This is a genomic window from Nocardia sp. NPDC004860, assembly GCF_040609015.1.
In the GTDB taxonomy this organism is placed as follows: Bacteria; Actinomycetota; Actinomycetes; order Mycobacteriales; family Mycobacteriaceae; genus Nocardia.
This window is the reverse complement of record NZ_JBEXJI010000020.1, coordinates 131,853-154,707: the sequence shown is the minus strand read 5'-3', so window position 1 is coordinate 154,707 and position 22,855 is coordinate 131,853. Positions and strand designations below refer to the sequence as shown.

20 protein-coding genes are annotated in these 22,855 nt (G+C 68.2%); 11 read left to right on the top strand and 9 right to left on the bottom strand.

The features are described 5' to 3' along the window. Window positions 1–36: 36 nt before the first annotated feature. Window positions 37–1,065: a beta-ketoacyl-ACP synthase III gene (locus ABZV44_RS30370; protein ID WP_354843588.1), complete on the bottom strand. Its 1,029-nt coding sequence runs from the start codon at window positions 1,063–1,065 to the stop codon at window positions 37–39. A 292-nt stretch (window positions 1,066–1,357) separates the two neighbouring features. Between ABZV44_RS30370 and ABZV44_RS30365 the strand changes: the two genes are divergently transcribed. The 4 genes from ABZV44_RS30365 (at window position 1,358) to ABZV44_RS30350 (ending at window position 6,808) form a co-directional block, all read left to right on the top strand. Then, window positions 1,358–2,074: a phosphatidylserine decarboxylase gene (locus ABZV44_RS30365; protein WP_354843658.1), complete on the top strand. Its 717-nt coding sequence runs from the start codon at window positions 1,358–1,360 to the stop codon at window positions 2,072–2,074. After that, window positions 2,071–2,991 carry a CDP-diacylglycerol--serine O-phosphatidyltransferase gene (pssA, locus tag ABZV44_RS30360; RefSeq protein WP_354843585.1) on the top strand — a complete coding sequence of 307 codons (921 nt, stop codon included), beginning with the start codon at window positions 2,071–2,073 and terminating at the stop codon, window positions 2,989–2,991. Before ABZV44_RS30365 ends, pssA begins: the two co-directional genes overlap by 4 nt. 70 nt (window positions 2,992–3,061) lie before the next feature. Continuing rightward, window positions 3,062–5,320, top strand: coding sequence for an AAA family ATPase (locus tag ABZV44_RS30355; protein ID WP_354843583.1), 2,259 nt, complete (start codon window positions 3,062–3,064; stop codon window positions 5,318–5,320). A 150-nt stretch (window positions 5,321–5,470) separates the two neighbouring features. Next, window positions 5,471–6,808 (top strand): hypothetical protein, encoded by a 1,338-nt coding sequence (locus ABZV44_RS30350; protein WP_354843580.1) that lies wholly within the window; start codon window positions 5,471–5,473, stop codon window positions 6,806–6,808. Between the two features lie 22 nt (window positions 6,809–6,830). Here the strand turns inward: ABZV44_RS30350 and ABZV44_RS30345 are convergent, their stop codons facing one another. The 5 genes from ABZV44_RS30345 to ABZV44_RS30325 all read right to left on the bottom strand — a co-directional run bounded on the left by ABZV44_RS30345 (window position 6,831) and on the right by ABZV44_RS30325 (window position 11,358). Continuing rightward, window positions 6,831–8,132 carry a DUF5933 domain-containing protein gene (locus tag ABZV44_RS30345; RefSeq protein WP_354843655.1) on the bottom strand — a complete coding sequence of 434 codons (1,302 nt, stop codon included), beginning with the start codon at window positions 8,130–8,132 and terminating at the stop codon, window positions 6,831–6,833. A 244-nt stretch (window positions 8,133–8,376) separates the two neighbouring features. Beyond that, complete coding sequence (locus tag ABZV44_RS30340) at window positions 8,377–9,525, bottom strand: glutamate--cysteine ligase (protein ID WP_354843577.1); 1,149 nt, start codon at window positions 9,523–9,525, stop codon at window positions 8,377–8,379. Between the two features lie 18 nt (window positions 9,526–9,543). Beyond that, on the bottom strand, window positions 9,544–10,209 hold the full coding sequence (locus tag ABZV44_RS30335) for a superoxide dismutase family protein (protein WP_354843574.1): 666 nt from the start codon (window positions 10,207–10,209) through the stop codon (window positions 9,544–9,546). A gap of 173 nt (window positions 10,210–10,382) precedes the next feature. Beyond that, a complete protein-coding gene (locus tag ABZV44_RS30330; RefSeq protein ID WP_354843572.1) occupies window positions 10,383–10,949 on the bottom strand; it encodes a LytR C-terminal domain-containing protein in 567 nt (188 codons plus the stop codon). Window positions 10,950–11,040: 91 nt separating this feature from the next. Continuing rightward, window positions 11,041–11,358: a DUF3263 domain-containing protein gene (locus ABZV44_RS30325; RefSeq protein WP_354843569.1), complete on the bottom strand. Its 318-nt coding sequence runs from the start codon at window positions 11,356–11,358 to the stop codon at window positions 11,041–11,043. Between the two features lie 228 nt (window positions 11,359–11,586). Between ABZV44_RS30325 and ABZV44_RS30320 the strand changes: the two genes are divergently transcribed. Genes ABZV44_RS30320 through ABZV44_RS30310 form a run of 3 tightly spaced genes read left to right on the top strand, consistent with a single transcriptional unit; the run spans window position 11,587 to window position 14,034 of the window. Beyond that, window positions 11,587–12,210 (top strand): peptide deformylase, encoded by a 624-nt coding sequence (locus tag ABZV44_RS30320; RefSeq protein WP_354843566.1) that lies wholly within the window; start codon window positions 11,587–11,589, stop codon window positions 12,208–12,210. A 6-nt stretch (window positions 12,211–12,216) separates the two neighbouring features. Next, on the top strand, window positions 12,217–13,167 hold the full coding sequence (locus ABZV44_RS30315) for a GNAT family N-acetyltransferase (RefSeq protein WP_354843563.1): 951 nt from the start codon (window positions 12,217–12,219) through the stop codon (window positions 13,165–13,167). Between the two features lie 51 nt (window positions 13,168–13,218). Continuing rightward, entirely contained in the window at window positions 13,219–14,034 is an 816-nt protein-coding gene (locus ABZV44_RS30310; protein ID WP_354843560.1) for an exodeoxyribonuclease III, read from the top strand. Here the strand turns inward: ABZV44_RS30310 and ABZV44_RS30305 are convergent. Continuing rightward, a complete protein-coding gene (locus tag ABZV44_RS30305; RefSeq protein WP_354843557.1) occupies window positions 14,031–14,669 on the bottom strand; it encodes a hypothetical protein in 639 nt (212 codons plus the stop codon). The two genes, ABZV44_RS30310 and ABZV44_RS30305, sit on opposite strands and share 4 nt — an antisense overlap. A gap of 498 nt (window positions 14,670–15,167) precedes the next feature. Between ABZV44_RS30305 and ABZV44_RS30300 the strand changes: the two genes are divergently transcribed. Further along, window positions 15,168–15,377, top strand: coding sequence for a hypothetical protein (locus tag ABZV44_RS30300; RefSeq protein WP_354843554.1), 210 nt, complete (start codon window positions 15,168–15,170; stop codon window positions 15,375–15,377). A 51-nt stretch (window positions 15,378–15,428) separates the two neighbouring features. Here ABZV44_RS30300 and ABZV44_RS30295 read toward each other — a convergent pair whose 3' ends face one another. Beyond that, window positions 15,429–17,255: an acyl-CoA dehydrogenase gene (locus tag ABZV44_RS30295; protein WP_354843552.1), complete on the bottom strand. Its 1,827-nt coding sequence runs from the start codon at window positions 17,253–17,255 to the stop codon at window positions 15,429–15,431. Window positions 17,256–17,595: 340 nt separating this feature from the next. After that, complete coding sequence (locus ABZV44_RS30290; RefSeq protein WP_354843549.1) at window positions 17,596–19,515, bottom strand: acyl-CoA dehydrogenase family protein; 1,920 nt, start codon at window positions 19,513–19,515, stop codon at window positions 17,596–17,598. Window positions 19,516–19,670: 155 nt separating this feature from the next. Between ABZV44_RS30290 and ABZV44_RS30285 the strand changes: the two genes are divergently transcribed. From ABZV44_RS30285 to fahA, 3 genes are all read left to right on the top strand, one after another. Continuing rightward, a complete protein-coding gene (locus tag ABZV44_RS30285) occupies window positions 19,671–20,297 on the top strand; it encodes a TetR family transcriptional regulator (protein WP_354843547.1) in 627 nt (208 codons plus the stop codon). A 69-nt stretch (window positions 20,298–20,366) separates the two neighbouring features. Continuing rightward, window positions 20,367–21,572, top strand: coding sequence for a homogentisate 1,2-dioxygenase (locus ABZV44_RS30280; RefSeq protein WP_354843544.1), 1,206 nt, complete (start codon window positions 20,367–20,369; stop codon window positions 21,570–21,572). A 55-nt stretch (window positions 21,573–21,627) separates the two neighbouring features. Then, entirely contained in the window at window positions 21,628–22,806 is a 1,179-nt protein-coding gene (gene fahA / locus ABZV44_RS30275) for a fumarylacetoacetase (RefSeq protein ID WP_354843541.1), read from the top strand. The last annotated feature ends 49 nt before the right edge of the window (window positions 22,807–22,855 follow it).

Here is a 22,855-nt window from a genome sequence, read left to right as displayed (position 1 = left end):
CGCTGCGCGCCGCCGGGTGGCGGCGCGCAGCGGCGCTCACTTCCAGTTCGGCAGCTGGACCACCTGCGCCGCCCACGACAACCCCGCACCGAAGGCGATCAGCAGTGCGATGCCGCCGGGTTTGGCGTCGCCCGCGCGCATCATGGCCTCCATGGCCAGCGGGATCGAGGCCGCCGAGGTATTGCCGGCCTCCTCGATGTCATTGGCCAGGGCGCACCGCTCGGGGAGCTTCAGCACCCGCGCCATGATCTCGATGATGCGACCGTTGGCCTGATGCGGGACCATCGCGTCCAGATCGTCCGTGGTCAGGCCCGCCCGCTCGATGGCCTCGCGGCACACCTGCTCCAAAGAGTGTGCGGCCCAGCGGAAGACAGCTGTTCCCTCCATGGCGAGGTAGGGCCGGACAGCATCGAGGCCCTTCTCGTCGATCTCGTTGAAGAACTGCAGCCAGTCCTTGTCCTGTCGGATGGCGTGGTGCTGGGTGCCGTCCGATCCCCAGACGGTCGGGCCGATGGCCGGTTCGCTGGAGGGGCCGATCACCACCGCGCCGGCGCCGTCGGCGAAGAGGAAGGCGGTGCCACGATCCCTCGGGTTGACCGTGTCCGTCAGCTTTTCCACGCCGATGACCAGCACGTGCCGGGCGGTGCCGCCCTTCACCAGATCCGACGCCATGGCGACCCCGTGGCAGAAGCCGGCGCAACCGGCCGAGACATCGAAGGCGGCCACATTGTTCAAACCGAGCGCAGTGGCGATCTGCGGGCCCGCGGCGGGCGTGAGCAGTAGCCAGGTGGACGTTGCGACGATGACGCAATCGATCTGATCCGCGTCGATCTCCGCTGCTTCTATGGCGTCGCGGGCAGCTGCGACGCTCATGCTGACGATCGTCTCCTCGGGAGAGGCGAAGCGTCTGTTGCGGATGCCGGAACGTGTCCGGATCCACTCGTCACTGGAATCTATGGGCCCCGCCACCTCGTCATTGGTGACGATTCGCTCCGGCCGGTACACACCGAGCCCGAGCATGGCCGTGTGCTCTGCCCCGTTGATCGAAGCAATTCGAGCAGACATTGGTTCTCTCCTATGTACTGCGTACCGCGCGTCGAACGTGACCTTCATCGGGTTCCTCACCCCCCGCGGACCCACAATGCCGCAGACATGAGGCTCCCTCATCTTAATCGCGATAGCCTCTCATGCCAGTGCTACTGATCACAATCGAGGGGTCATTGCCGGGTGCCGCATCTCCGGTCCGGGAGGCCGGCCGCGGGTGTTCGGTCACCGAGAACGCGAGCGTCGAACCCACTTCACGTATCGTGTGATCGCGGTCCCTGACCGTATCTATCCGCGCATGAAAGAGGAGCCTGTGGCCCGCCGACCCACCCCGCCCGGCACTCCGGAACAGACCGGCCTCGGCCACGTCGCCGACCTGGTCCGTAAAGCCGTTCCGCCGCTGCATCCGGCAGGTCTGCCGTTCGTGGCCGCACCGCTGGCGGTGGCCACCCTCGGCTATCGGCGGAAGTGGCTGCGCCGCACCGGTTTGCTGGCAGCCGCGGCCTGCGCCGGATTCTTCCGGCACCCGCACCGGGTGCCGCCGAACCGTCCCGGCGTCGTGGTGGCCCCCGCCGACGGCGAGGTCGCCCTGGTCGACACCGCGGTGCCGCCGGCCGAACTCGGCCTGGGCGACGCGCCGCTGCCGCGGGTGAGCATCTTCCTGTCGGTGCTGGACGTGCACGTGCAGCGGGTGCCGGTGAGTGGCCTGGTGGAACAGGTCGCCTACCAGAAGGGCACGTTCGTCTCCGCCGATCTGCCCGAGGCCAGCGACCGCAACGAACGCAACAGCATGGTCATCGAGACCGCCTCCGGGCAGCGCGTGGTGGTGGTGCAGATCGCCGGGCTGCTGGCGCGCCGCATCATCTGCGAGGCCGAGGCCGGCGACAAGCTGAACATCGGTGACACCTACGGCCTGATCCGGTTCGGTTCGCGCGTGGATACCTATTTCCCGGCCGGGACCAGGCTGCTGGTCACCCCGGGGCAGCGCACCGTCGGTGCGGAAACGGTGCTGGCCGAACTGGATTCATGATGGAACAACTCGCGCCCGAACCGAACGGGCGTCGCCGTAACCGCACCATCCGACTGCTGCCGAGCATGGTGACCATCCTGGGACTGTGCTCGGGCCTGTCCGCGGTGAAGTTCGGCATGGAGGGCAAGCTGGGGATCGCGCTGGCGCTGGTCGGCGCGGCCGCGGTCTTCGACATGCTGGACGGGCGCATAGCCCGCATGCTGGACGCCACCACCAAGATGGGCGCGGAGCTGGATTCGCTGTCGGACGCCATCGCGTTCGGCGTCACGCCCGCCCTGGTGCTCTACGTGACCTTCCTGCACGCCGACAGCATCGGCTGGATCCTGGCGCTGATGTTCGCGGTCTGCATGGTGTTGCGGCTGGCCCGCTTCAACACGCTGATGGACGACGACAACCGCCCGGATTGGCAGCGTGAGTACTTCACCGGCGTGCCCGCCCCGGCGGGCGCGCTCATCGTGCTGACGCCCATCGCGCTGTCCGAGCAGTTCGGCGACGGCTGGTGGGTGAGCTTCCCGGCGGTGGCGGTGTGGACGGTGCTGACCGGCCTGCTGTGCGTGAGCACGCTGCCCACCCTGGCCGTCAAGTCGGTGTCGGTGGCCCCGCGCACCGCGCCCATCCTGTTGGTGCTGGTCGCGCTGGCCGCCGCGCTGCTGCTCACCTACCCGCTCATCCTGATGATGGCGCTGGTCGTGCTGTACCTCGGCCACATCCCGTTCGCGGTGCACTCCGCGCGCTGGGTGGCGGCCCGCCCCGAGACCTGGAACCACAAGCCCGCCGAGCGCCGCGCCCAGCGCAAGGCGCAGCGCCGCCAGCGACCGCTCGCCGGGCGGGTGCCACGGGTGTCGGTGTCCACGGCACGGCTGCGCCTGCGCCGCCCGGGTCAGCGCGACCGGGTGTCGAACCGCCCCGGGCGCTGAAACCAACGGCCGGGCCGCAATTCGCCGACGCTGCGCTCGGCGGCCGGCCGGCCCGGGCAGAATTGACGGCGTGACCGACTCACAGCCGGGTTTCCAGTTCACCGCTCGCCTGAACACCTCCCCCGCCGACGATCGGCGGGGGGTGGTCCGGATGCATCCGGACTCGCTGGCGCTGCTGGGTGTGAATCCGTGGGACGTGATCTCGATCGCCGGCGGCAGACAGACCTCGGCGTTGGTGGCGACACCGGTGAAAGGCAAACCCGTCGGGCGCGGCGAGGCGCTGCTCGACGAGGTGACGATGTCGAACGCGCACATCTCGGCGGGCTCGAAACTGACCATCGCGAAGGTGATTCCGCGCCGGGCCACCCGGATTTCGGTCACGGGCTCGCCGGACGTCATGCGCGCCATCGACGAGACGACCCTGCGGCAAGCCCTGCAGGGCAAGGTGGTGTCGATCCAGGACGCCGTCTCGCTGCGCCCGATGGATCTCAAACCCGGGACCAGCCGATCCGGTGTGGCCCAGCAGCTTTCGAGAGCCCTCAATATCGCCTGGACCTCGGAGCTGCTGCGGGTGACGGCCGTCGATCCGCAGCCCGGCCCGGTGGTCGTCAGCACCAACACCGCGGTGGGCTGGGGTTTCGGCGTCGCCGAGACGGACCTGCCCGCGGCTCCCCTGGACGATACCGATACCCGCACCGACCTCCGGGTCAGCGCTCCGGGGTCACCACCGCCGTCGGTGGTGGCGGTGGCCGATCTGGCCGGGGTCCAGGCCCAGGCCGCGAAACTGCAGGAGTGGCTGAGCCTGGCGCTGGACGAGCCGGATCTGCTGAAGAAACTCGGAGCGTCCTCGCATCTGGGGGTCCTGATCACCGGTCCGGCAGGGGTCGGGAAGGCGACGCTCGCGCGGGCCGTGGCGGGATCGCGGCGGCTGGTGGAGCTGGACGGTCCGGCGGTCGGTGCGACCGACATCGGGCCCAGGCTGCGCGACGTGTCCGACAAGGTGGCCGAAATCTGTTCCGGCGCAGGCGGAGTGCTGCTGATCACCGATATCGACGCGCTGCTGCCGGCGCCGGCCGAGCCGGTGGCCACGCTGATTCTCGACCAGTTGCGCGCCGCCGTGGCGCAGGAGACGGTCGCGGTGCTGGCCACCACGTCGAATGCGGCGGGTATCGACCCGCGGCTGCGTGCTCCGGAGCTGTGCGATCGGGAGGTGTCGCTGCCGCTGCCCACGTCGGGGGTGCGCGCGGCGCTGCTGGAGCAACTGCTGCGCAATGTCCCCACCGATGGGCTGAAGCTCGATGAGATTTCCTCGCGGACACCGGGTTTCGTCGCGGCGGACCTGACGGCGCTGGTCCGGGAGGCGGCCCTGCGGGCGGCCGCGCGGGCCAGTCGCGAGCAGTCGGATCCGATGCTGCTGCAGGAGGATCTGGCCGGAGCGCTGGAGGTGATCCGTCCGCTGTCGCGTTCCGGGTCCGAGGAACTGGCCATCGGCAGTCTGAGCCTCGCCGACGTCGGTGACATGGCGGAGACCAAGCAGGCCCTCACCGAGGCCGTGCTGTGGCCGCTGAAGCATCCGGATTCGTTCCAGCGGCTGGGTATCGAGCCACCGCGCGGAGTGCTGCTCTACGGGCCGCCGGGGTGCGGCAAGACCTTCCTGGTGCGGGCGCTGGCGGGATCGGGGCAGTTGAGTGTGCACGCTGTGAAGGGCGCGGAGCTGATGGACAAGTGGGTCGGCTCCTCGGAGCGGGCGGTGCGCGAATTGTTCCAGCGCGCACGGGATTCCGCGCCGTCGCTGATCTTCCTGGACGAGGTGGACGCGCTGGCGCCGCGGCGCGGGCAGTCCAGCGATTCGGGCGTCTCGGATCGCATTGTCGCCGCGCTCCTGACCGAACTGGACGGTGTCGAGCCGCTGCGGGATGTGGTCGTGATCGGCGCGACCAACCGGCCCGAACTCATCGATCCGGCCCTGACCCGTCCCGGGCGCTTGGAGCGCCTGGTGTTCGTGCCGCCGCCGGATGCCGATGCCCGCGCCGAAATCCTGGGCACCGCCGCCAAATCCGTGCCGCTGGCCAAGGACGTCAATCTGCGGCGGCTGGCGCGTGAGCTGGAGGGCTACTCGGCGGCGGATTGCTCGGCGCTGCTGCGCGAGGCCGCGCTCGCCGCCATGCGCCGCGATGTCGAGGCCGCGGAGGTGACGGCCGCGGATGTGGGGGCCGCACGCAAGGCGGTGCGGCCCTCGCTGGATCCGGTCCAGGTGGAGGCCCTGCGGCTGTATGCCGCCCAGCGCGAATCGTCGACTCCGCCCGGCGACGTGTCCGGCTACGTCTGAACGCTCCCCGCCAGGGCATATGAGACCGATTAGTCTGCTGCGTCAATGGTTTCGCGGCGCGTTCGCCATGCGCGCCGGTAGCGCGCCGAATCTGTACAAAGTAGGCGAGTCGTACCAATCGGTCCGCCTATCACCGGTAATTTTGCCCAGGTGAGGTCGCATCAGGTAGCCGCGGAGACGATCACGGCGCTGGTCGCAGCAACGGTTGCCGGCCTGGCGCTGGCCCTGCCCCTCGACTTCGGCTGGACCTCGGAGACGTCGGCCCTGCAGCGGGACCTGCTGGCCTACACCCTGCCCCGGGCCGTGTCTGCGGGCGCGCTCATCGCCATGATCGCGGCGGTGCTCATCACCACGCTGGGCAGCCCGGTGGCGGCGTGGGCGACCACGCTGGGCGGGCTGCTGGTGCTGCTGGCCAACCACGTGTTCGGCCATGCCGGCGAACCGAATTCGTCGCTGCCCACCATGAACTTCATCGATTCCCTGGCCGGCGGCCTGATCCTGGGCGCACTGGGGGCGGCGGTGCTGCACCGTCGGCTACCCGCCTTCGGCTGGACCATGGGCGTTCTGATCAGCCTGCTGCTCGGTTCGGTGAATCCGGTGTCGCGGACCGGTGGCGGCATCGAGGCGACGGCGAGCGATCACTGGCACGCCGGCGATGTGCTGCCCATCTGGATGCTCCTGCTGGCGCTGGTCCTGGTCGGCTTCGGGTTCCTGACCCATCGGAAGCGCGAGGCAGAGGAACGGCTCTCGGCGGAGCTGCCGCTGGCCCCGATCCTGGGGGGCGTGGTGCTGGTGCTGGTGACGCTGGCCAGTGCGGAATGGCTGGCCCGGCACGGCGACACCCAAGCGGGCATCGTCCTCGCGGTGGCGACCGCGGTGGGGACCGCCATTGTCGCGGCCATGCTGTTGCCGGGCCGGGACGGCGAGATCGTGCTGCTGGCGGTGGGCCTGGGCGCGGTGGGTGCGGCGACCGTGGCTGCCGAGCTGCCGGCCTGGTCGATCCCGCTGCTGGCGGCGGTCTCGGCGGTCGGCATGTGGGTGGGCAGCCGGGGCGGGGGTCCTGCGGTCTCCCTGGCCGCGGGCATGGCGCTCGGGGTGCTCACGGCGTTCACGGCCGATTCGACCCGGGCCTGGCTGATCGTGGGCAGTGCGGCGGTCGTGTCCTGGCTCATCGGTTTCGCCCTGCTGTCCACCCGGCCGCGCTATGTGCCGAGCCGGGTGCTGGGGACCCTGGTGCTGTTCGTCCCGTCGGCGGTGCTGGGCATGCGCGATTATGTCTCGCGCGGCCACTACGCCACGCAATCCGCCGGCAGCGCGTCGATGTGCGCGGTGAGCTCCAGCAGCACCGCGGCCCCGGGCTGGACGTCGGCGCTGGTGGCCGGGGGCTGTCTGGCCGGGATCTACCTGCTGCGGCGCAGTCGCCCGCGAATCCCGGCGACGACCGACACCAAGCCCGAATCTCCGAACGGCGCGCCCACCTCCGGCTGACTGTGAGGTGACCGGCGAACGGTCAGGCGCGCACCGCGGATTCGAGCTCGGGGGCCGTGGTCACGGCGTCGCCGAACCAGGTGCGGTAGAAGGCCGTCACATAACCCGCCGAGAGGCCGAGCACGACGATGCCCGCGGGCACCGGATGTTCGGCGAACCCGGTCGACAGGTACCGGTAGGACAGCAGCAGCCCGGCGAAGAGCGCGGCGCCGGCCGACACCAGCTGCACGCGGGTGCGATCCCAGCCGCGTTCGGGTGCGCGCAGGGTGGATTCGATGGTCAGGCACAGCACCGCGCCGGCCACCAGATCCGCGCCGTAGTGGTAGCCGAAGCCCAGGGTGGCCGACAGGGTGGCGACGAGCCAGAAGGTCCCGCCCCAGCGCAGCCAGACCGGCGCGGACGCACCCGTGAAGGGATCGCGGCGCGAGTGGATGAAGATCGACAGCGCCCACGCGGTGTGCAATGACGGCATGCAGTTGCGCGGGGTGTAGTGGTCGAAGGCGATCGAACCCGGCGAGAGGTCCACCGGCGGCACGACATTGGGCCAGTAGCTACCCAGGGAGAAGACGTGCCCGTCCGCGCCGAACGCGAACATCGGCCCGACGACGGGGAACACGACATAGAAGACCGGGCCGATGAGGCCGAGTACCAGGAAGGTGCGCACCAGGTAGTGCTTGGGCCAGTCCCCCGTCGTGGCCACGGTGCGCAGCTGCCAGATGGTCACGATCATCGCGCCGACGGGCAGTTCGATGTAGACCCAGTGCAGCACGGCGGAGGCGATGGGCCCCAGCCAGTCCAGCAGCTGCCCCATCAGCCAGGAGGGGTCGCCCAGGGCGTGGTCCACCAGCACGATGTGTTCGTCGAGCACCCGGGGCCCGGCCAGCACGGTGATGCCCAGCCAGACATCGGCGACCTTGCTGGACAGCACCAGCAGGATGCCGAGCGCGGCGGCGTGCAGCGCATTGGTGCGATCCTTGCCCTGCCACTTCCAGCATGCGAGCCCGATGAGGGCGAGCAGCACGAGGACCGGGCCGTTGCCCATGGCCAGTGGTCCACCGGACAGCGTCCGAATCGCTTGGTACCCAAGGTCGATGCCGAGCGCCGCGCCGACCGCCAGGAAGCGCCGCCGCCAGCTCAGCCCGATGAGCGCGAGCCCGAGCCCGGCCCACGGCACGGTGAAGGATTTGGCATTGCCCGCGAAGTCGGCCCAGATGCTTTCCAGCGGGCCGGTGAAGTGGTGGTGCGAGGCCACGATCTGCAGGACGATGAGCAGCGCCGCCCCCACCGACAGCGCCGCCGTCAGACCGGCGCGCGGCGACAACATCCGTAACCCGGTTCGGCGTGTCTCGCCGCCGATTCGGGAGTACGGATCGTCGAGCAGCATCCAGCCATAGTAAACGCCGCATGAACGCCAACTCGGTGAGTAGTTGAACGCCGCCCATCTCACCAGATGAACAGGCCCCGGTCAGCGCGGTATCACTCCTGGCCACGCGTACACCGTACGTATCCGGTCGTAATCGAAATCACAACCGTGCAAGACGGTTCCGCGATGCGCGAGTTCGTGGACCTCAGTACTCGAGTTCGTGGACCAGCGAATCGACGACGGCGACCAGATCGCCGTGCGCGGTCGCGGCCACCCGGCGCTGCCGCTGATAGGACGCGCCCTTCTTCGGGATGTCGGCGACCATGGCGAGCTCGTTCTCGCAGCCGAGGCTTTTGGCGGTCGGCTCCAGCCGGTTGAGCAGTTCCATCAGGTCGTCGGTGACCAGTCGCTCATTGCTGTCGGCGTCGGTGATGACGATGGCGTCGAGCCCGTATCGCGCTGCGCGCCACTTGTTTTCCTGCACATGCCAGGGCGGCAGGATGGCCGGCATGGTCTCGCCGGATTCCACCCGGCGGTCGAGATCCACCACCAGGCAGTGGATCAGCGCCACGATGGCCGCCAGTTCGGCCTTGGTGGGGGTGCCGTCGCAGACGCGGACCTCGATGGTGCCCCACTTGGGCGCGGGCCGGATGTCCCAGTGCATGCCGCCGAGTTGTTCGATCACACCGGTTTTCATCTGGTCGTGCACGAAACCCTCGAACTGGCCCCAGTTCTCGAACTGGAAGGGCAGTCCGGCGGTGGGCAGCTGCTGGAACATGAGCGCCCGGTTGCTGGCGTATCCGGTGTCGACGCCCGCCCACATGGGCGAGGAGGCCGACAGCGCCAGCAGATGCGGATAGGACGGCAGCAGCCCGTTGAGAATGGGGAAGACCTTGTCCGGGTGGGAGATTCCGACGTGCACGTGCACGCCCCAGATGAGCATCTGGCGGCCCCACCACTGGGTGCGCTCGATGAGTTCGTCGTAATGCGCACTGCGCGTGAGCTGTTGGGTGGACCACTGCGCGAAGGGATGGGTGCCGGCGCAGAACAGGTCGACGCCGACCTGGTCGGCGGCGCGGCGCACGATGTCCTGGGTGGCGCGCAGTTCGTCGACCACCTCGCTCACGGTGTCGTGCTTGCCGGAGACGAGTTCGACGGTGTTCTTCAGCAGTTCCTTGGTGATCTGCGGGGTGCCGTCCCAGGCGCGCAGATCACCGCAGGCTTCGAAAACCGCTGCGGCGGTGTTGGACAGGTCGCGCGTGCGCTTGTCGACGAGCGCGACCTCCCATTCCACGCCGAGCGTGTGCCGGGGCGATGAGTTGAAGGGGACCTTCGTTCTGCCTGCCCCGGCCATGGCTCACCTCGAGAGGGTTCAGGCGACGACGCCGCAGGCGACCCGTGCACCCGCGTCGCCGGTCGCGAGGGTGTCCGCATCCGGTGCGGGCGCGTACCGGGTGGGAATGTTGCCGAAGTTGTCGGCGCCGGCGTGGATGATCAGCGCCTTGCCCTTGACCTCGTCCAGGGTGAAGGCGTCGGTGGTGGTGACCAGCTTGGCGGTGCCGTCCTTGAGCACCTCGAGCGAGGTCAGATCACCGCTGGCCGGGTGGGTGTTCTGTTCGCCGACCTGCAGGTGGCCACCGGCGGAGAGGAAATCGCCGGGGGCGCCGCCCGCCGGTGCGGTGGAGTTCGGCTCGCACTTGCCGACCTGGTGGACGTGCAGGCCGTGGAAGCCGGGCTTCAGCCCGTGCGCCTCGACGGTGATCTGGAGGTGGTTGCCCACCTTCGCGATGGTGGCGGTCCCGACGGTGCCGCCGCTGGGGTCCTTCAACGTGACGCTGGACGAGTCCTCCGGAGCATTGCCGCCCTCGGTCCCCTGCGTGCCGGCGGGGGCCTGCGAGCTGGTGAACACCGGCGGGGTCGTTCCCTTGACGTCGCTCGACTCCTGACTGTTGGAGCAGGCGGTGAGTCCGAGGGCTGCGACCGCGAGCACCGGAGCAACAGTCCACCAGGACGGGCGACGAGTTGTGGACGAGGCCATCGGGGAACTCCTTTACGAGTCCGAGTTTATCGGGAAAGCAGGGTGGACATACTTCGTACCGGACAAGATGATGCCAGAGACGTGCGTGTGTGCCGTGGAGGGGCCGCACGGTTTCTTTCGAGCGACCCGACAGTGCCTTACCAACTGCGATTCAGTGCCTTGTCGACAGCGATTCAGTTACCGGTGACGATGACGATGACGCCGGTGGGCGAGTCCGAGATTCCGGGGAATCGGGGTTCGGCCGAGCAGCCCAGTTGCGCGGCGATGGCCTGGGCCAGCGCCTGCTCCTTGGGCGAATTGCCGTAGTACACGGTGGTTTTCGGTACGACGCCGTTCGCGTAGTTGCCCACCTCGGTGACGTTGTACCCGTCGGAGGTGAGCTGGTCGCCGGTCTTCTTGGCCAGGCCGGGCACGGTGCCGTTGTTGTAAACCCGTACGGGAAGGGTCTTGTCGACGCCCGCGGCCGCGGTGGTGGTCGCGGTAGTGGTCGTGGGCAGCGCCGCGGTGGTGGTGGGCGCGACCGGTGGGGTGGTGGTGGCCTGGGCCGAATTCTGCTGTGCCGCAGTGGTGGTGGCCGCGACGGTGCTCGACTGCGAGGTCGAGTCGGCGCTACTGCTCGAGGAGTCCGAACTCGACAGCGACATCGCGCCCAGCCCGGCGAACACGATGGCCAGCGCGATCAGGACCATCGCCAGGGCCCGCAGCGGCGGGCCGCCGGCCGGCGAATTCGGATTGCTCACGGCGTCGAGCCTAATGGGTGATGGGGCGCCCGCGCGGGATCAAGCGCGTACGCACGCGGTTGTGGAAGCTGCTTCACATTCCGGGTGTGGTTCACACCTGGAAACCGAGACGACGTGCGGCCCTGGTCTTCTGACGGCTGGCGCGCAGCCGGCGCAGACGTTTGACCAGCATGGGGTCGGCGGCCAGCGCCTCCGGCTTGTCGACGACCGCGTTCAGGACCTGGTAGTAGCGGGTGGGTGAGAGGTCGAAGAGCTCACGGATGGCTTCTTCCTTCGCGCCGGCGTACTTCCACCACTTGCGTTCGAAGTCGAGAATGTCGAGCTCGCGGCGGGAAAGCCCATGTGCGCCATCCTCGCCGGAAGAGCCGTCCTCGCTTGCGGGGATGTCGCGTGCCGCTGCGCTGTCCATAGTGCTCCCTCGCCGAGTGGTCACCAGACGAATATGGTGCTTGTGCGTCGCCGATCATTCAACCACGCGGCGGAGTCGTCCCGATGCGTACCGATCGGCGTGTTCTGTGTCGCCCCCTCGGCGTGTCGCCGTGGACCGGGTCCGTCCAGTGTGCGAGGTCAGTCTGCCCCAGGACGGCGGCAACAGGCACCTCGAGCAGCCCGGCAACCACCCAGTAGGCTGCTCAGCATGGCTATTCTCCCGATTCGCATTGTCGGCGACCCGGTTCTGCACCGTGCGACCACTCCGGTCACGCAGACCCCGGAGGAGCTGGCCGAGCTGATCGCGGACATGTACGAGACGATGGACGCCGCCAATGGCGTGGGCCTGGCCGCCAATCAGGTCATCATCAAGGACGAGGACGAGGTCTCGCCGCGCATCTTCGTCTACGACTGCCCGGACGACACCGACGGCGCGAAGATGGTCCGCCGCCGCGGCTGCGTCGTGAATCCCGTGCTGCAGACCTCGGAGATCCCGGAGTCCATGCCGGATCCCGATGATGACGAGGAGGGCTGCCTGTCGGTACCCGGCGAGCAGTTCCCCACCGGCCGCGCCGACTGGGCGAAGGTCACCGGCACCGACGAGCACGGCGAACAGGTCGAGATCGAGGGCCGCGGGTTCTTCGCCCGCATGCTGCAGCACGAGACCGGGCACCTGGACGGCTTCCTCTATGTCGACGTGCTGATCGGGCGCAATGCCCGGGCCGCCAAGAAGTCCATCAAGCGAAACGGCTGGGGCAAGCCGGGTTTGAGCTGGGTGCCGGGCACCGTGCCGGATCCCTTCGGACACGACGACGACGATCTCGACGACTGATCGGGTATGACCGATTCCGAACTCCCGCCGATCGGTAAGCGGGTGGTGGTTCGCTACCGCCTGCCCGCGGGCTATCCGCAACCGCTGACGGATGTGATCGGTGAACTCACCGAGACCGATCCGCTGACCGTGCGCACCGCCGACGGCCAGGTGGTGTCGATCGCCTGGGATCGCGTGGTGGCCTGGAAACCGCTCGGGCCCAGGCCCATTCGGACCAGCGAGATCCGCGCCCTGGAGGCGGCCGCGGCCGACGGCTGGCCGGGCCTGCGGCGGTCCTGGATCGGCGGCTGGCTGCTGCGCGCCGGCGACGGGTACACCAATCGCGCGAATTCCGCGGTGCCGCTGGGCGGTACGGACGGACCCGCCCTGATGGACACCGAGACCCTGCATCGGATCGCCGAGTGGTACACCGCGCACGGCCTGCCCGCACAGTTCCAGCTGCCCGACCGGCTGGCCACCCTGCCCGCGGACTGGCGCAGCTGGAACGAAACCCAGGTGCTGGCGGTCGATATCGAGACCATGGCGCTGCCGTCCGGACCGCCGATGGTGCGCTTCACCGCGGATCCGGACGGGGCCTGGCTGTCCATGCACCGGCATCGCGGCGGGGACGCCGAACTCGGGTCGACACCGGTGGTGGAGGTGCTGACTGCGGTGCGCGACGGTCAGGTCGCCTTCGCCACGCTGGGGTTGCAGTCGCCGCTGGCCATCGGCCGGGTCGCGGTCACCACGGCCCCGGACGGCCGCTGCTGGGCGGGGCTGACCTGTGTCGCGGTGGCGAACGGGCATCGGCGGCACGGGCTGGGCGCGCTGGTGTGCGCGGAGATGATCCGCTGGGGGCAGTCACACGGGGCCACGCACGCGTATGTGCAGGTGTCGGACGAGAATGACGCGGCCCTGGCGCTGTACCAGGAGATGGGGTTCGTCGAACACCACCGCTACCGGTACGCCGCGCCCTGATTGCGTGCCACTCGCTTTCGCAAGACACTAGTTCTGAAAGGTTCACCACTCGTGCGCATCGCTACCTGGAACGTGAATTCGATTCGTACCCGGCAGGATCGGGTGCTGGCGTGGCTGGACCGCGCCGATATCGACGTGCTGGCCATGCAGGAAACCAAGTGCAAGGACGAGCAGTTCCCGTTCGAGGCCTTCGAGGCGGCCGGGTACGAGGTCGCGCACGTCGGCTACAGCCAGTGGAACGGCGTGGCCATCGCTTCCCGGGTCGGGATCGAGGATGTCGAGATCGGCTTCCCGAATCAGCCCGGATTCGACAAGGACGCCGGGCAATCGCTGCTCAGCGCGCCGGTGGTGGAGTCCCGCGCGATCGGCGCGACCTGCGGCGGGGTGCGGGTGTGGAGCCTGTACGTGCCCAATGGCCGCGCCCTGGACGATCCGCACTACACCTACAAACTGGAATGGCTTGCCGCCCTGCGCAGTGCGGGCAGCAAGTGGCTGTCGGAGGATCCGGACGCGCAGATCGCGCTGGTGGGTGACTGGAATATCGCGCCGACCGATCTGGATGTGTGGTCGCCGGAATTCTTCGAGGGCAAGACGCATGTGTCCGACCGGGAACGCGACGCCTTCGACGCCTTCGGCGAGGTGGGCTTCAGTGACGTGATGCGGCCCTTCCACCCGGGCCCGGGCGTCTACACCTACTGGGACTACACGCAGCTGCGCTTCCCCCGGAAGGAGGGCATGCGCATCGATTTCATCCTCGGCTCCCCCGCCCTGTCGGCCCGGGTCACCGAGGCGAACGTGGACCGCGAGGAGCGAAAGGGCAAGGGCGCCAGCGATCATGCGCCCGTGGTGGCCGAACTCGCCGACTAGACGGACCGGCTCTTGATGGCGTCGCGGGAGATGAAGACGTCGTAGCTGCCCGCGGCCGCGATGACCGCGTTGCCGTAGGCCGAGCGCACGAAAGGCCTTGTGTACCAGGACTGATTCTTCATGTCCTGGAAGAAGTCGGCGTCGCTGCCATTGAGGAAGATCTGATTCTGCCTGGTGGCGATGCCGTCCAGCCGCTGGCCGTAGAGCCGGGTCACCTTGTACCCGGAGTTGAAGCCGAGCGCGTTCACCCACGGTTCGAGTTCCACGATATTGGCCTGCAGTACCCACAGGTCGCCCTCGACCTGATAGGTCTGGTGCTGGTCGCCGTGGCCCTTGTCGCCGTAGAGGGTCAGCTCCACGTTCATCATGTGCTCTTGCCCCGCAACGGGTTTGGCCTCGATGTGCGCCGCCTTCACCTCCCCGGTGAGCCCGAGGAAGGTCTGCAGCAGCGTGGTGATCCACAGGATCACGACCGCGACGAGCACCAGCCCGGCCGCACCCGCGCCCCGGCCGGCCAGCGCCCGCCATCCGACCTTGCGCGCCTTCAGAACAGCCGTGACGAGCAATCCGATCGCCGCGATGCCGAGTACCAGCAGCAGTATCTGGATCCAGCCGAACGTAACCGGGAAGACCATGCCGTAGTTGTACCCGCTGGGGACGACACTTCACGGCGCCGTCACACATCGAATGTGCGTGTCACATCGGCGAGTCGCGCCTCGCCGACAAGACACACAGGAACTCGTTCGGGGCCGGGTGGATCGGGGAGTCTGCGGGCTGATCCACCCGGCCGTCGAGCGACTTTCCACGCACGGTGCACCACCCGGGTTTGAGGAAACGTGGGCACCGCGTTCCGGGACCGTCCGGCGACGGCCCCGGCAGAGTGATCCGAACCGGGGGTGCGGCGAGATAACCACTCCCGAGCCCCGCCACCGTTCCCCACTCCGGTCACCCGTACCGGACAGTAGGGCAATCTGGCGCTGGAGCGGCCCAGATACACGCCGATGGCACGAATCGAGAGTGCTCTAGGCACGGAAGGTCACAGTTATCCTCAAAGTAGCTACGCGTTCGAATATCTCGTGCAGAATGCCGGTCAAAACCCGGCCCCGGCCGGTGGCGGACCTCGGAGGGGCGAGATGAACAATCCGACAGGCTCGAGTGCGCATCAGGTACTCGACGAGATCCTCACGCGCTACGGCAGCCTCGACGCCTTCAGCGCCCACCTGCACGCCGTGCTGGACGCACCGACCATCGTGCTCCCCATTCCCGTGGCTGCTACCGCCGCGGGCGGACGGCACCGACGTCGCGATCCCGCCGAACGGGGACCCGCGAGCCGGGTGGCGTGAAGCAAACCGGCCCCGCACCGAACAGGTGCGGGGCCGGGGGATGCGGGTGGGTCAGAAAGCGGCCTCGTCCAGCTTCATGATGTCGTTGTCGAGGTTCTCGATCACCGAGCGCACGCCGCTGATGAGCGGCAGCTTGTTCTTCGCGAACCAGGACGCCACGCCGACCTTGCCGGTGTAGAAGTTCTTGTCCTTGTCGGCCGCACCGGCGTCCAGCGCCGCCTGGGCGATGGCGGCCTGCTCCAGCAGTCGCCAGGAGATGACGAGATCGCCCACGGCGTACAGGAATCGGACCGAACCCAGACCGACCTTGTAGATCTCGTCGATCTGCTGCTGCGCGGCCATCAGGTAGCCGGTGAGGGTGGCCGCCATGGCCTGCACGTCGGCCAGCGCCGCGCCGAGCAGCCCGCGCTCGATCTTGAACTGGTCCGGGCCGCCGTCGACGAACCGCTGAATCAGGCCCGCGACGTGCGCGAGCGCCACGCCCTTGTCGCGAATGATCTTGCGGAAGAAGAAGTCCTGCGCCTGGATGGCGGTGGTGCCCTCGTACAGCGAGTCGATCTTGCAGTCGCGGATGTACTGCTCGATCGGGTAGTCCTGCAGGTAGCCGGAACCACCCAGGGTCTGCAGCGATTCGGTCAGGCTCTCGTACGCCCGGTCCGAGCCGCAGCCCTTGACGATCGGCAGCAGCAGGTCGTTGACCTTCTCCGCCAGCTCGGCGTCCACCCCGTAATTGGCCTGCGCCACATCGGCGTTCTGGTACGAGGCGCAGTACATGTACAGCCCGCGCAGACCCTCGGCGTACGCCTTCTGGGTGGCCAGCGAACGACGCACGTCCGGGTGGTGGGTGATGGTGACGCGCGGCGCGCTCTTGTCGGCCATCTGGGTCAGATCCGCGCCCTGCACGCGCTGCTTGGCGTACTCCAGGGCGTTCAGGTACCCGGTGGACAGCGCGCCGGTGGCCTTGGTACCCACCATCATTCGCGCGTTCTCGATGACCTTGAACATCTGCGCGATGCCGTTGTGCTTGTCACCGACCAGGTAGCCGACTGCCGGAATGTCGCCGCCGAAGGTGATCTCGCAGGTGGGCGAGGACTTGATGCCCATCTTGTGCTCGACGCCGGTGACCAGCGCGCCGTTCTTGGCGCCGAGTTCCATGGTCTCGGTGTCGAACAGGAAGCGCGGCACCACGAACAGCGACAGGCCCTTGGTGCCCGTGCCGGCGCCCTCGGGGCGGGCCAGCACCAGGTGGAAGATGTTGTCGGCGGTGTCGCCCACGTCGCCACCGGAGATGAAGCGCTTCACGCCCTCGATGTGCCAGGTGCCGTCGGCCTGCTGGATCGCCTTGGTGCGGCCCATGCCGACATCGGAGCCGGCGTCCGGCTCGGTGAGCACCATGGTGCCGCCCCAGCGGTTCTCCCACGCGTGGGTGGCCCACTTCTGCTGCTGCTCGGTGCCCTCGTCGAAGAGCACCTTGTGCATGAGCGGACCCATGTTGAAGAACGAGGCCGAGTTGTTCGCGGCGACCAGCATTTCCTGGATGCCCCAGATGAGGGCGTTGGGGGCGGGCACGCCACCCATCTCCTCGGCCATGCCCAGACCGGAGTATCCGGCCTCGTTGACCGCGGCCACGGTCTTCTTCAGCAATTCCGGCACGGTGATGGTGTGCTGGTCCGGAATGAACTCGACCGGGTTGCGATCGGCCTCGACGAACGATTCCGCGATCGGCCCCTCCGCCAGGCGCTTCGCCTCGGCGAGCATCTCCCGCGCGGTGTCGGCGTCCAGATCGCCGTAGGCGCCCTGGTCCAGCAGTTCCCCGATACCCAGTACTTCGAACAAGTTGAACTCGATGTCTCGTAGGTTCGCCTTGTAGTGGGACACGGAAGGGCCTCCTCGGCTGAGTCTGAACTGGTCGAGCGATATCGAAAGATCTGGTCGAGCGTCTCGAAGATCAAGGCGAGGTTGCCGTACGCCTGTCCTGTTACGCAAGCGTAGGTACGCCTCTTTACCCGGAAAGCCCCGTTCGACCGGGAAAAATCCCAAAAAGTTAACCCTGCCGTTATGCACAGGACCGGGGCCCCGCGGCCGTACAGCTCCTTGGCCTGCTGCGGAGTGACGGTCGCGCGATTCACGGGAACCCGGGCTCGCATGTGCTCCCCGAGCGGATGGCCGGCGAATGTGGCAGGTGCGGCCCGGGCCGGCCGGGCCGCGGGGAACAACGTCAGGGATTCATTTCGTAGACCCCGGCCAGGGCTTCGACCTGAGCCGATACGCGGTCGAAGCGGGACTGGTCGGCGATCGGGCGGCGGACCAGATCCAGGGCGCGGATCTGCTGGGCCTTGGTAGCGGTCGGCTTGGTGTGCAGGGTCAGGGCGTGCCTGGAGAACTCGCGGACGAACAGGTCGAAGAGCTGGTCGAGCACCGACTCGTCGGCGCCGGCGATCTCGGCCTGTTCGAGGATGAGCTGGGCGTACGGGAGCGTGGTGAACAGCTCGCCGAGGGCGAAGAGGAAGTCGACGTCCTGCTGCTGCGCGGCGGTCGGGGTGGCGGCGGCGAGCAGGGTTTGGAAGGCGAGGGCCTGTTCCAGGAAGACCGCGACATTCGGGATGTGGGCGAACTTCTCGAAGACCGGTCGCCAGTCGGTGAAGCGGATCTTCCCGAGGCCGCTGCTCGGGCCCTGGCGGAACAGGAATTCGTCGTCGGCGGCGTCGCGGCGGGTGGGCACGGGAGGGTGTGCGGCCCGGGCGAATTCGCTCTTCAGCGCGGGCACCGCCTTGGCGGCCGGGCCGCCGGCACGACGGCTGGTCCAGCTCAGCACGGCGGACACCGCGCGCACCGCGCCCTGGGGCGCGACGCCCGCGCCCGGCAAGTAGCGCAGCGCGGCGAGTCCGGCGTCGGCGGGGTGGAACATGAAGTTGGGCATGAACTTCAGCGACAGGGCCATGTTCACGTGGACGGTGCCCTCGAGCCTCGGCAGCCCGAACATGCCGACCATGGCCATCGGGAAGTACATGTCGTTCTCGAAGCCGCGCGCCGCGACGACGTCGGCGAGGTCCTCGTACAGCCGCTGCCCGTGCCGGGTGACCGACATCTTCTCGATGGCGTTGAAAAGCAGGTAGCGCCGGTCGTTCTCATTGGCCGAGCGCAGGTAGTCGATGGCCCGCTCGCTGTAGAGCTTCATGCCGATCAGGCGGGCGTAGCTGTCCGCCAACAGCGACTTCACCTGCGGGAACTCGGTCACCCGGTGCCCGAACAGGATTCGGTTGTACGCGTGGCCGACCGCCTCGAACATGGCGTGCTCACACGCGCCGACCGCACCGAAGCCGAGATTGAACTTGCCGACATTGACGGTGTTCATGGCGGCGTCGAAGGCCGCGCGCCCGGTGTGCAGAATGTCGGATTCGGCGACCGGGTACCGGTCGAGATCGAAAGCGGCGACGTACATCTGGGAGTCGACCACGTTCTTGCGCAGCTTGTAGTTCTTGTGCCGGGCGTCGGCGGCGAAGAACAGATAGCCCGAGTACTCCTCGTCGGCCATCTTCCGCAGGAAGTCCGACGAGTCGATGAAGGGCTTGTCGGCGCGGCGGCCGAAGACCGACACCATGCCAGCGAGATTGCCGTTGCCGATGTAGTGCTTGCTTCCGGTGGCGGTGTAGCCGCCGCCCGGTTTCGGTTCCAGCACCATGTCGGTGGAGTAGATGTCGGCGCCGTGCTCCTTCTCGGAGAGGCCGAAGGCGAAGATCTCGCCGGATTCCAGCAGCGCGGCGGCACGGGCCTTGGCCTCGGCATTGGCGCTCTGCCAGATCGGGCCGAGGCCGAGGATGGTGACCTGCCACACGTACCAGTACTGCATGCCGTAGAAGCCGAGGATCTTGCTCATCATGGCGATGCGGGCGGTGTCCCAGCGCTTGTTCGGGTCGCCGCCGGCCTGTGCCGCCGGGGTCAGGAAGGTCGCGAAGATCCGTTCGCGCTTGATGAAGTCCAGGAAATCCGCGTACCAGACCCGGTCCCGGCTCTCGGCCAGCAGCCTGGTCTTGCCGAAGGTTTCGAAGTAGTCGACGGTAGCGCGCAGCAGCCGCCCGGTCTCGTCGTCGAATTCGGCGAATTCGCAGGTCTTCGGATTGAACAGGGTCTGGCTCATCGGGATTCGTCTCCTCCGGCCGGGGGCGTCCTCGGCTCCTCCGGGTGGTTTCCTTCGTGAATGTAGCATTTTTGTGCACTGCTGTAGGAAACGATCTTGTTACCGGCTCGGACCAGCGGGTCCCCACCCCGCGCGCGCTGCTATCGTCGGTGCGCATGGGCATCGATTCGGCGATACGACCACGCCAGCGCGCGCGGCATCTGGGTCCCGAACGGCGTCGCCCGCAGGTCCTCGACACCGCCCTCGAGATCGCCGTCGCCGACGGCATCGCGGCGGTGACCATCGCCGCCGTGGCCGACCGCATGAAGGTCACCCGACCCGTCGTCTACGCCTGCTTCGCCGATCGCGTGGAGCTCCTCGAGGCGCTCATCCGACGCGAGGAGGACTATCTGGTGCAGGGCGTCATGGACACGCTGCCGCGCCGCCGGGTCGAAGCCGACGAGGCGGTCTTCGTGGAGGGCTTCCGCGCCCTGCTGCACACGGTGTCCCAGCGGCCCGACACCTGGCGCCTGCTGTACGGCAATCCCGATCCGGCCGTGGCGGATTCGTTCGGCAAGGGCCGGCTGCTGGCCGTGGAGCGCTGCACCCGCCGGTTGCGCCCGACCCTGAAGGCCTGGGGCACCGCGCAGGCCGAACGCAAGCTGCCGGCCCTGGTGGAGCTGTGGGTCTCGGCCGGTGAGGGCGCGGTGCGCACCCTGCTCACCGATCCGGGCGAGTGGACCCCCGACACACTGGGCGAGTTCGTCGGCGCGGCGGTGTATCGGGCCCTGCGCCACGCTTGAGAATCCGGGGTCCTGCCGTTATCCGGTGGCTACGATGGGAAAGGGACCATCGGTCAGCGGGAGGCCGCCATGACGTTCTATCGGCAGGTTGGTTCGGTGCCGCCCAAGCGGCACACGCAGCATCGGGACGAGCGGGGCACGCTCTATTACGAAGAGCTGATGGGCGAAGAGGGCTTCTCCGGTGATTCCTCGCTGCTCTATCACCGGGGATTGCCTCCGGCCATTGTGGATTCGTCGGTGTGGATACTGCCCGAGCAGCGGCTGTACCCGAATCATCCACTGCGGCACCGGCATCTGAAGCTGCACGAACTGTTCCTGGGCGACAAGCCGGCCGACAGCGATGTGGTGACCGGGCGGCGGCTGCTGCTGGGCAATGCCGATGTGCGCATCTCCTACGTGGCGGCGCTGCGGGAATCGGCGCTGTACCGCAATGCCGTCGGCGACGAACTCGTCTACATCGAATCCGGTTCGGGGCGGGTGGAAACCGTCTTCGGGGCCCTGCCGGTGCGGCAGGGGCATCAGGTACTGCTGCCGCGCGCCACCACGCACCGCTGGATTCCCGACGGCCCCGAACCCTTGCGCGCCTATGTCATCGAGGGCACCGGCCACATCACTCCGCCCAAGCGGTACCTCTCGAAATACGGCCAGTTCCTGGAGAACTCGCCCTACTGCGAGCGGGATCTGCACGGGCCCACAGAGTTGATGCAGGTCGACGGCGAGGACGTGGAGGTGCTGGTCAAGCACCGTCCCGCCGGTGAGATCGTCGGCACCAGCATGGTGTACGCCACCCACCCCTTCGATGTGGTGGGCTGGGACGGCTGCCTGTACCCGTTCACCTTCGATATCGCCGACTTCGAACCGATCACCGGCCGCGTGCATCAGCCGCCGCCGGTGCATCAGGCCTTCGAGGGGCAGAACTTCGTGATCTGCAATTTCGTGCCGCGCAAGGTGGATTACCACCCGCTGTCGATACCGGTCCCCTACTACCACTCGAATGTGGACTCCGACGAGATCCTCTTCTACTGCGGCGGAAACTACGAGGCGCGCAAGGGATCCGGGATCGGGCAGGGCTCGGTGTCGGTGCATCCGGGCGGGTATGCGCACGGGCCGCAGCCGGGGGCCTACGAGCGCAGCATCGGCATCGATTTCTTCGACGAGCTGGCGGTCATGGTGGACACCTTCCACCCGCTGCAGCTGGGTGAGGGCGCACTGGCGTGCGAGGACGCGCGGTATGCCTGGACCTGGTCGGGGCGAGGGCCGTCCGAGTGGATCTGAGTCCGAGTGGTGCGACGGTGCAGGGGTTGGTGACATGGGATCGGGTGGTGGGGAAATGAGCAGCCGGGTGCGGATCGAGGTGCCCGCGGGCTCCGGATTCGGTCCGGAACACCTGCCGTACTGCGTGTTCCGCCCGCTGGGCGGGGACCCGCGGGTCGGGGCGCGGCTGGGCGATTCGATCATCGATCTGGCGGTGGCGCTGGATGATCCGATGTTCGCGCAGCCCAGCCTGAACGCCTTCATGACCCAGGGCCCGCAGTGCTGGCGGGAGGTGCGCGAGCGGGTGCGCGCGGCGGCCGACGCGGATCTGCCCGCGGCGGCGGTGCATTCGGTGCGGGCGGTGCGGCTGGACCTGCCGGTGGAGATCGGCGACTACGTCGACTTCTACGCCAGCCTCGATCACGCCACCGCCATGGGCCGGATGCTGCGGCCGGCCGGTGAACCACTGCTGCCGAATTGGCGGCACCTGCCGGTGGGATATCACGGGCGCGCGGGCACCGTGGTGGTGTCGGGCACGCATGTCGTCCGGCCGCACGGACAGCGCCGGACCGATTCCGGCACACCGGATTTCGGGCCGAGCCGCCGCCTCGATATCGAGGCCGAACTGGGGTTCGTGGTGGGCGCGGGCTCGCGGCTCGGTACGCCCATCGGGACCGGCGAGTTCGCCGAGCACGTCTTCGGGGTGGCGCTGGTGAACGACTGGTCGGCCCGGGATATCCAGGCCTGGGAGGGGCAACCGCTGGGCCCGTTCCTCGGCAAGTCCTTCGCGACCAGCCTGTCGGCGTTCGTGACTCCACTCGACGCGCTGGCCGCCGCGCGGATTCCGCTGCCGCCGCAGCATCCGGCGCCGTTGCCATATCTGCGGGACGACACGTCCTGGGGACTGGACATCACGCTGACCGTCGAGTGGAACGGCCAGGTGATCTCCACTCCCCCGTTCCGGCGTATGTATTGGTCGGGGCCGCAGATGCTCGCGCATCTGACGGTCAACGGCGCGTCGACCCGCACCGGCGACCTGTTCGCCTCCGGCACCATCTCGGGGGCCGATCGTGGCGAGCGCGGGTCGCTGATGGAAATGAGCTGGGGCGGTACCGAACCGATCGAGTTGAACGGGGTTCAGCGGACCTTCCTGCAGGACGGCGACGAGGTGGTCATCACGGCCACCGCACCCGCCATCGGGGGTGGTCACCTGGAGTTGGGTGAGGTGCGCGGGCGCATCGCGAAGGCCGAGTGATAGCCGAAACGCATCACCATGAACATCATCACTGACCCTACCGACCGGT

Excerpts from the sequence above, each read along its gene's own strand:
- ABZV44_RS30370 (WP_354843588.1), bottom strand. The coding sequence starts at position 1,065 with ATGTCTGCTCGAATTGCTTCGATCAACGGGGCAGAGCACACGGCCATG.
- pssA (WP_354843585.1), top strand. The coding sequence starts at position 2,071 with ATGATGGAACAACTCGCGCCCGAACCGAACGGGCGTCGCCGTAACCGC.
- ABZV44_RS30345 (WP_354843655.1), bottom strand. The coding sequence starts at position 8,132 with ATGTTGTCGCCGCGCGCCGGTCTGACGGCGGCGCTGTCGGTGGGGGCG.
- ABZV44_RS30340 (WP_354843577.1), bottom strand. The coding sequence starts at position 9,525 with ATGGCCGGGGCAGGCAGAACGAAGGTCCCCTTCAACTCATCGCCCCGG.
- ABZV44_RS30335 (WP_354843574.1), bottom strand. The coding sequence starts at position 10,209 with ATGGCCTCGTCCACAACTCGTCGCCCGTCCTGGTGGACTGTTGCTCCG.
- ABZV44_RS30325 (WP_354843569.1), bottom strand. The coding sequence starts at position 11,358 with ATGGACAGCGCAGCGGCACGCGACATCCCCGCAAGCGAGGACGGCTCT.
- ABZV44_RS30320 (WP_354843566.1), top strand. The coding sequence starts at position 11,587 with ATGGCTATTCTCCCGATTCGCATTGTCGGCGACCCGGTTCTGCACCGT.
- ABZV44_RS30315 (WP_354843563.1), top strand. The coding sequence starts at position 12,217 with ATGACCGATTCCGAACTCCCGCCGATCGGTAAGCGGGTGGTGGTTCGC.
- ABZV44_RS30305 (WP_354843557.1), bottom strand. The coding sequence starts at position 14,669 with ATGGTCTTCCCGGTTACGTTCGGCTGGATCCAGATACTGCTGCTGGTA.
- ABZV44_RS30300 (WP_354843554.1), top strand. The coding sequence starts at position 15,168 with ATGAACAATCCGACAGGCTCGAGTGCGCATCAGGTACTCGACGAGATC.
- ABZV44_RS30290 (WP_354843549.1), bottom strand. The coding sequence starts at position 19,515 with ATGAGCCAGACCCTGTTCAATCCGAAGACCTGCGAATTCGCCGAATTC.
- ABZV44_RS30285 (WP_354843547.1), top strand. The coding sequence starts at position 19,671 with ATGGGCATCGATTCGGCGATACGACCACGCCAGCGCGCGCGGCATCTG.
- ABZV44_RS30280 (WP_354843544.1), top strand. The coding sequence starts at position 20,367 with ATGACGTTCTATCGGCAGGTTGGTTCGGTGCCGCCCAAGCGGCACACG.
- fahA (WP_354843541.1), top strand. The coding sequence starts at position 21,628 with ATGAGCAGCCGGGTGCGGATCGAGGTGCCCGCGGGCTCCGGATTCGGT.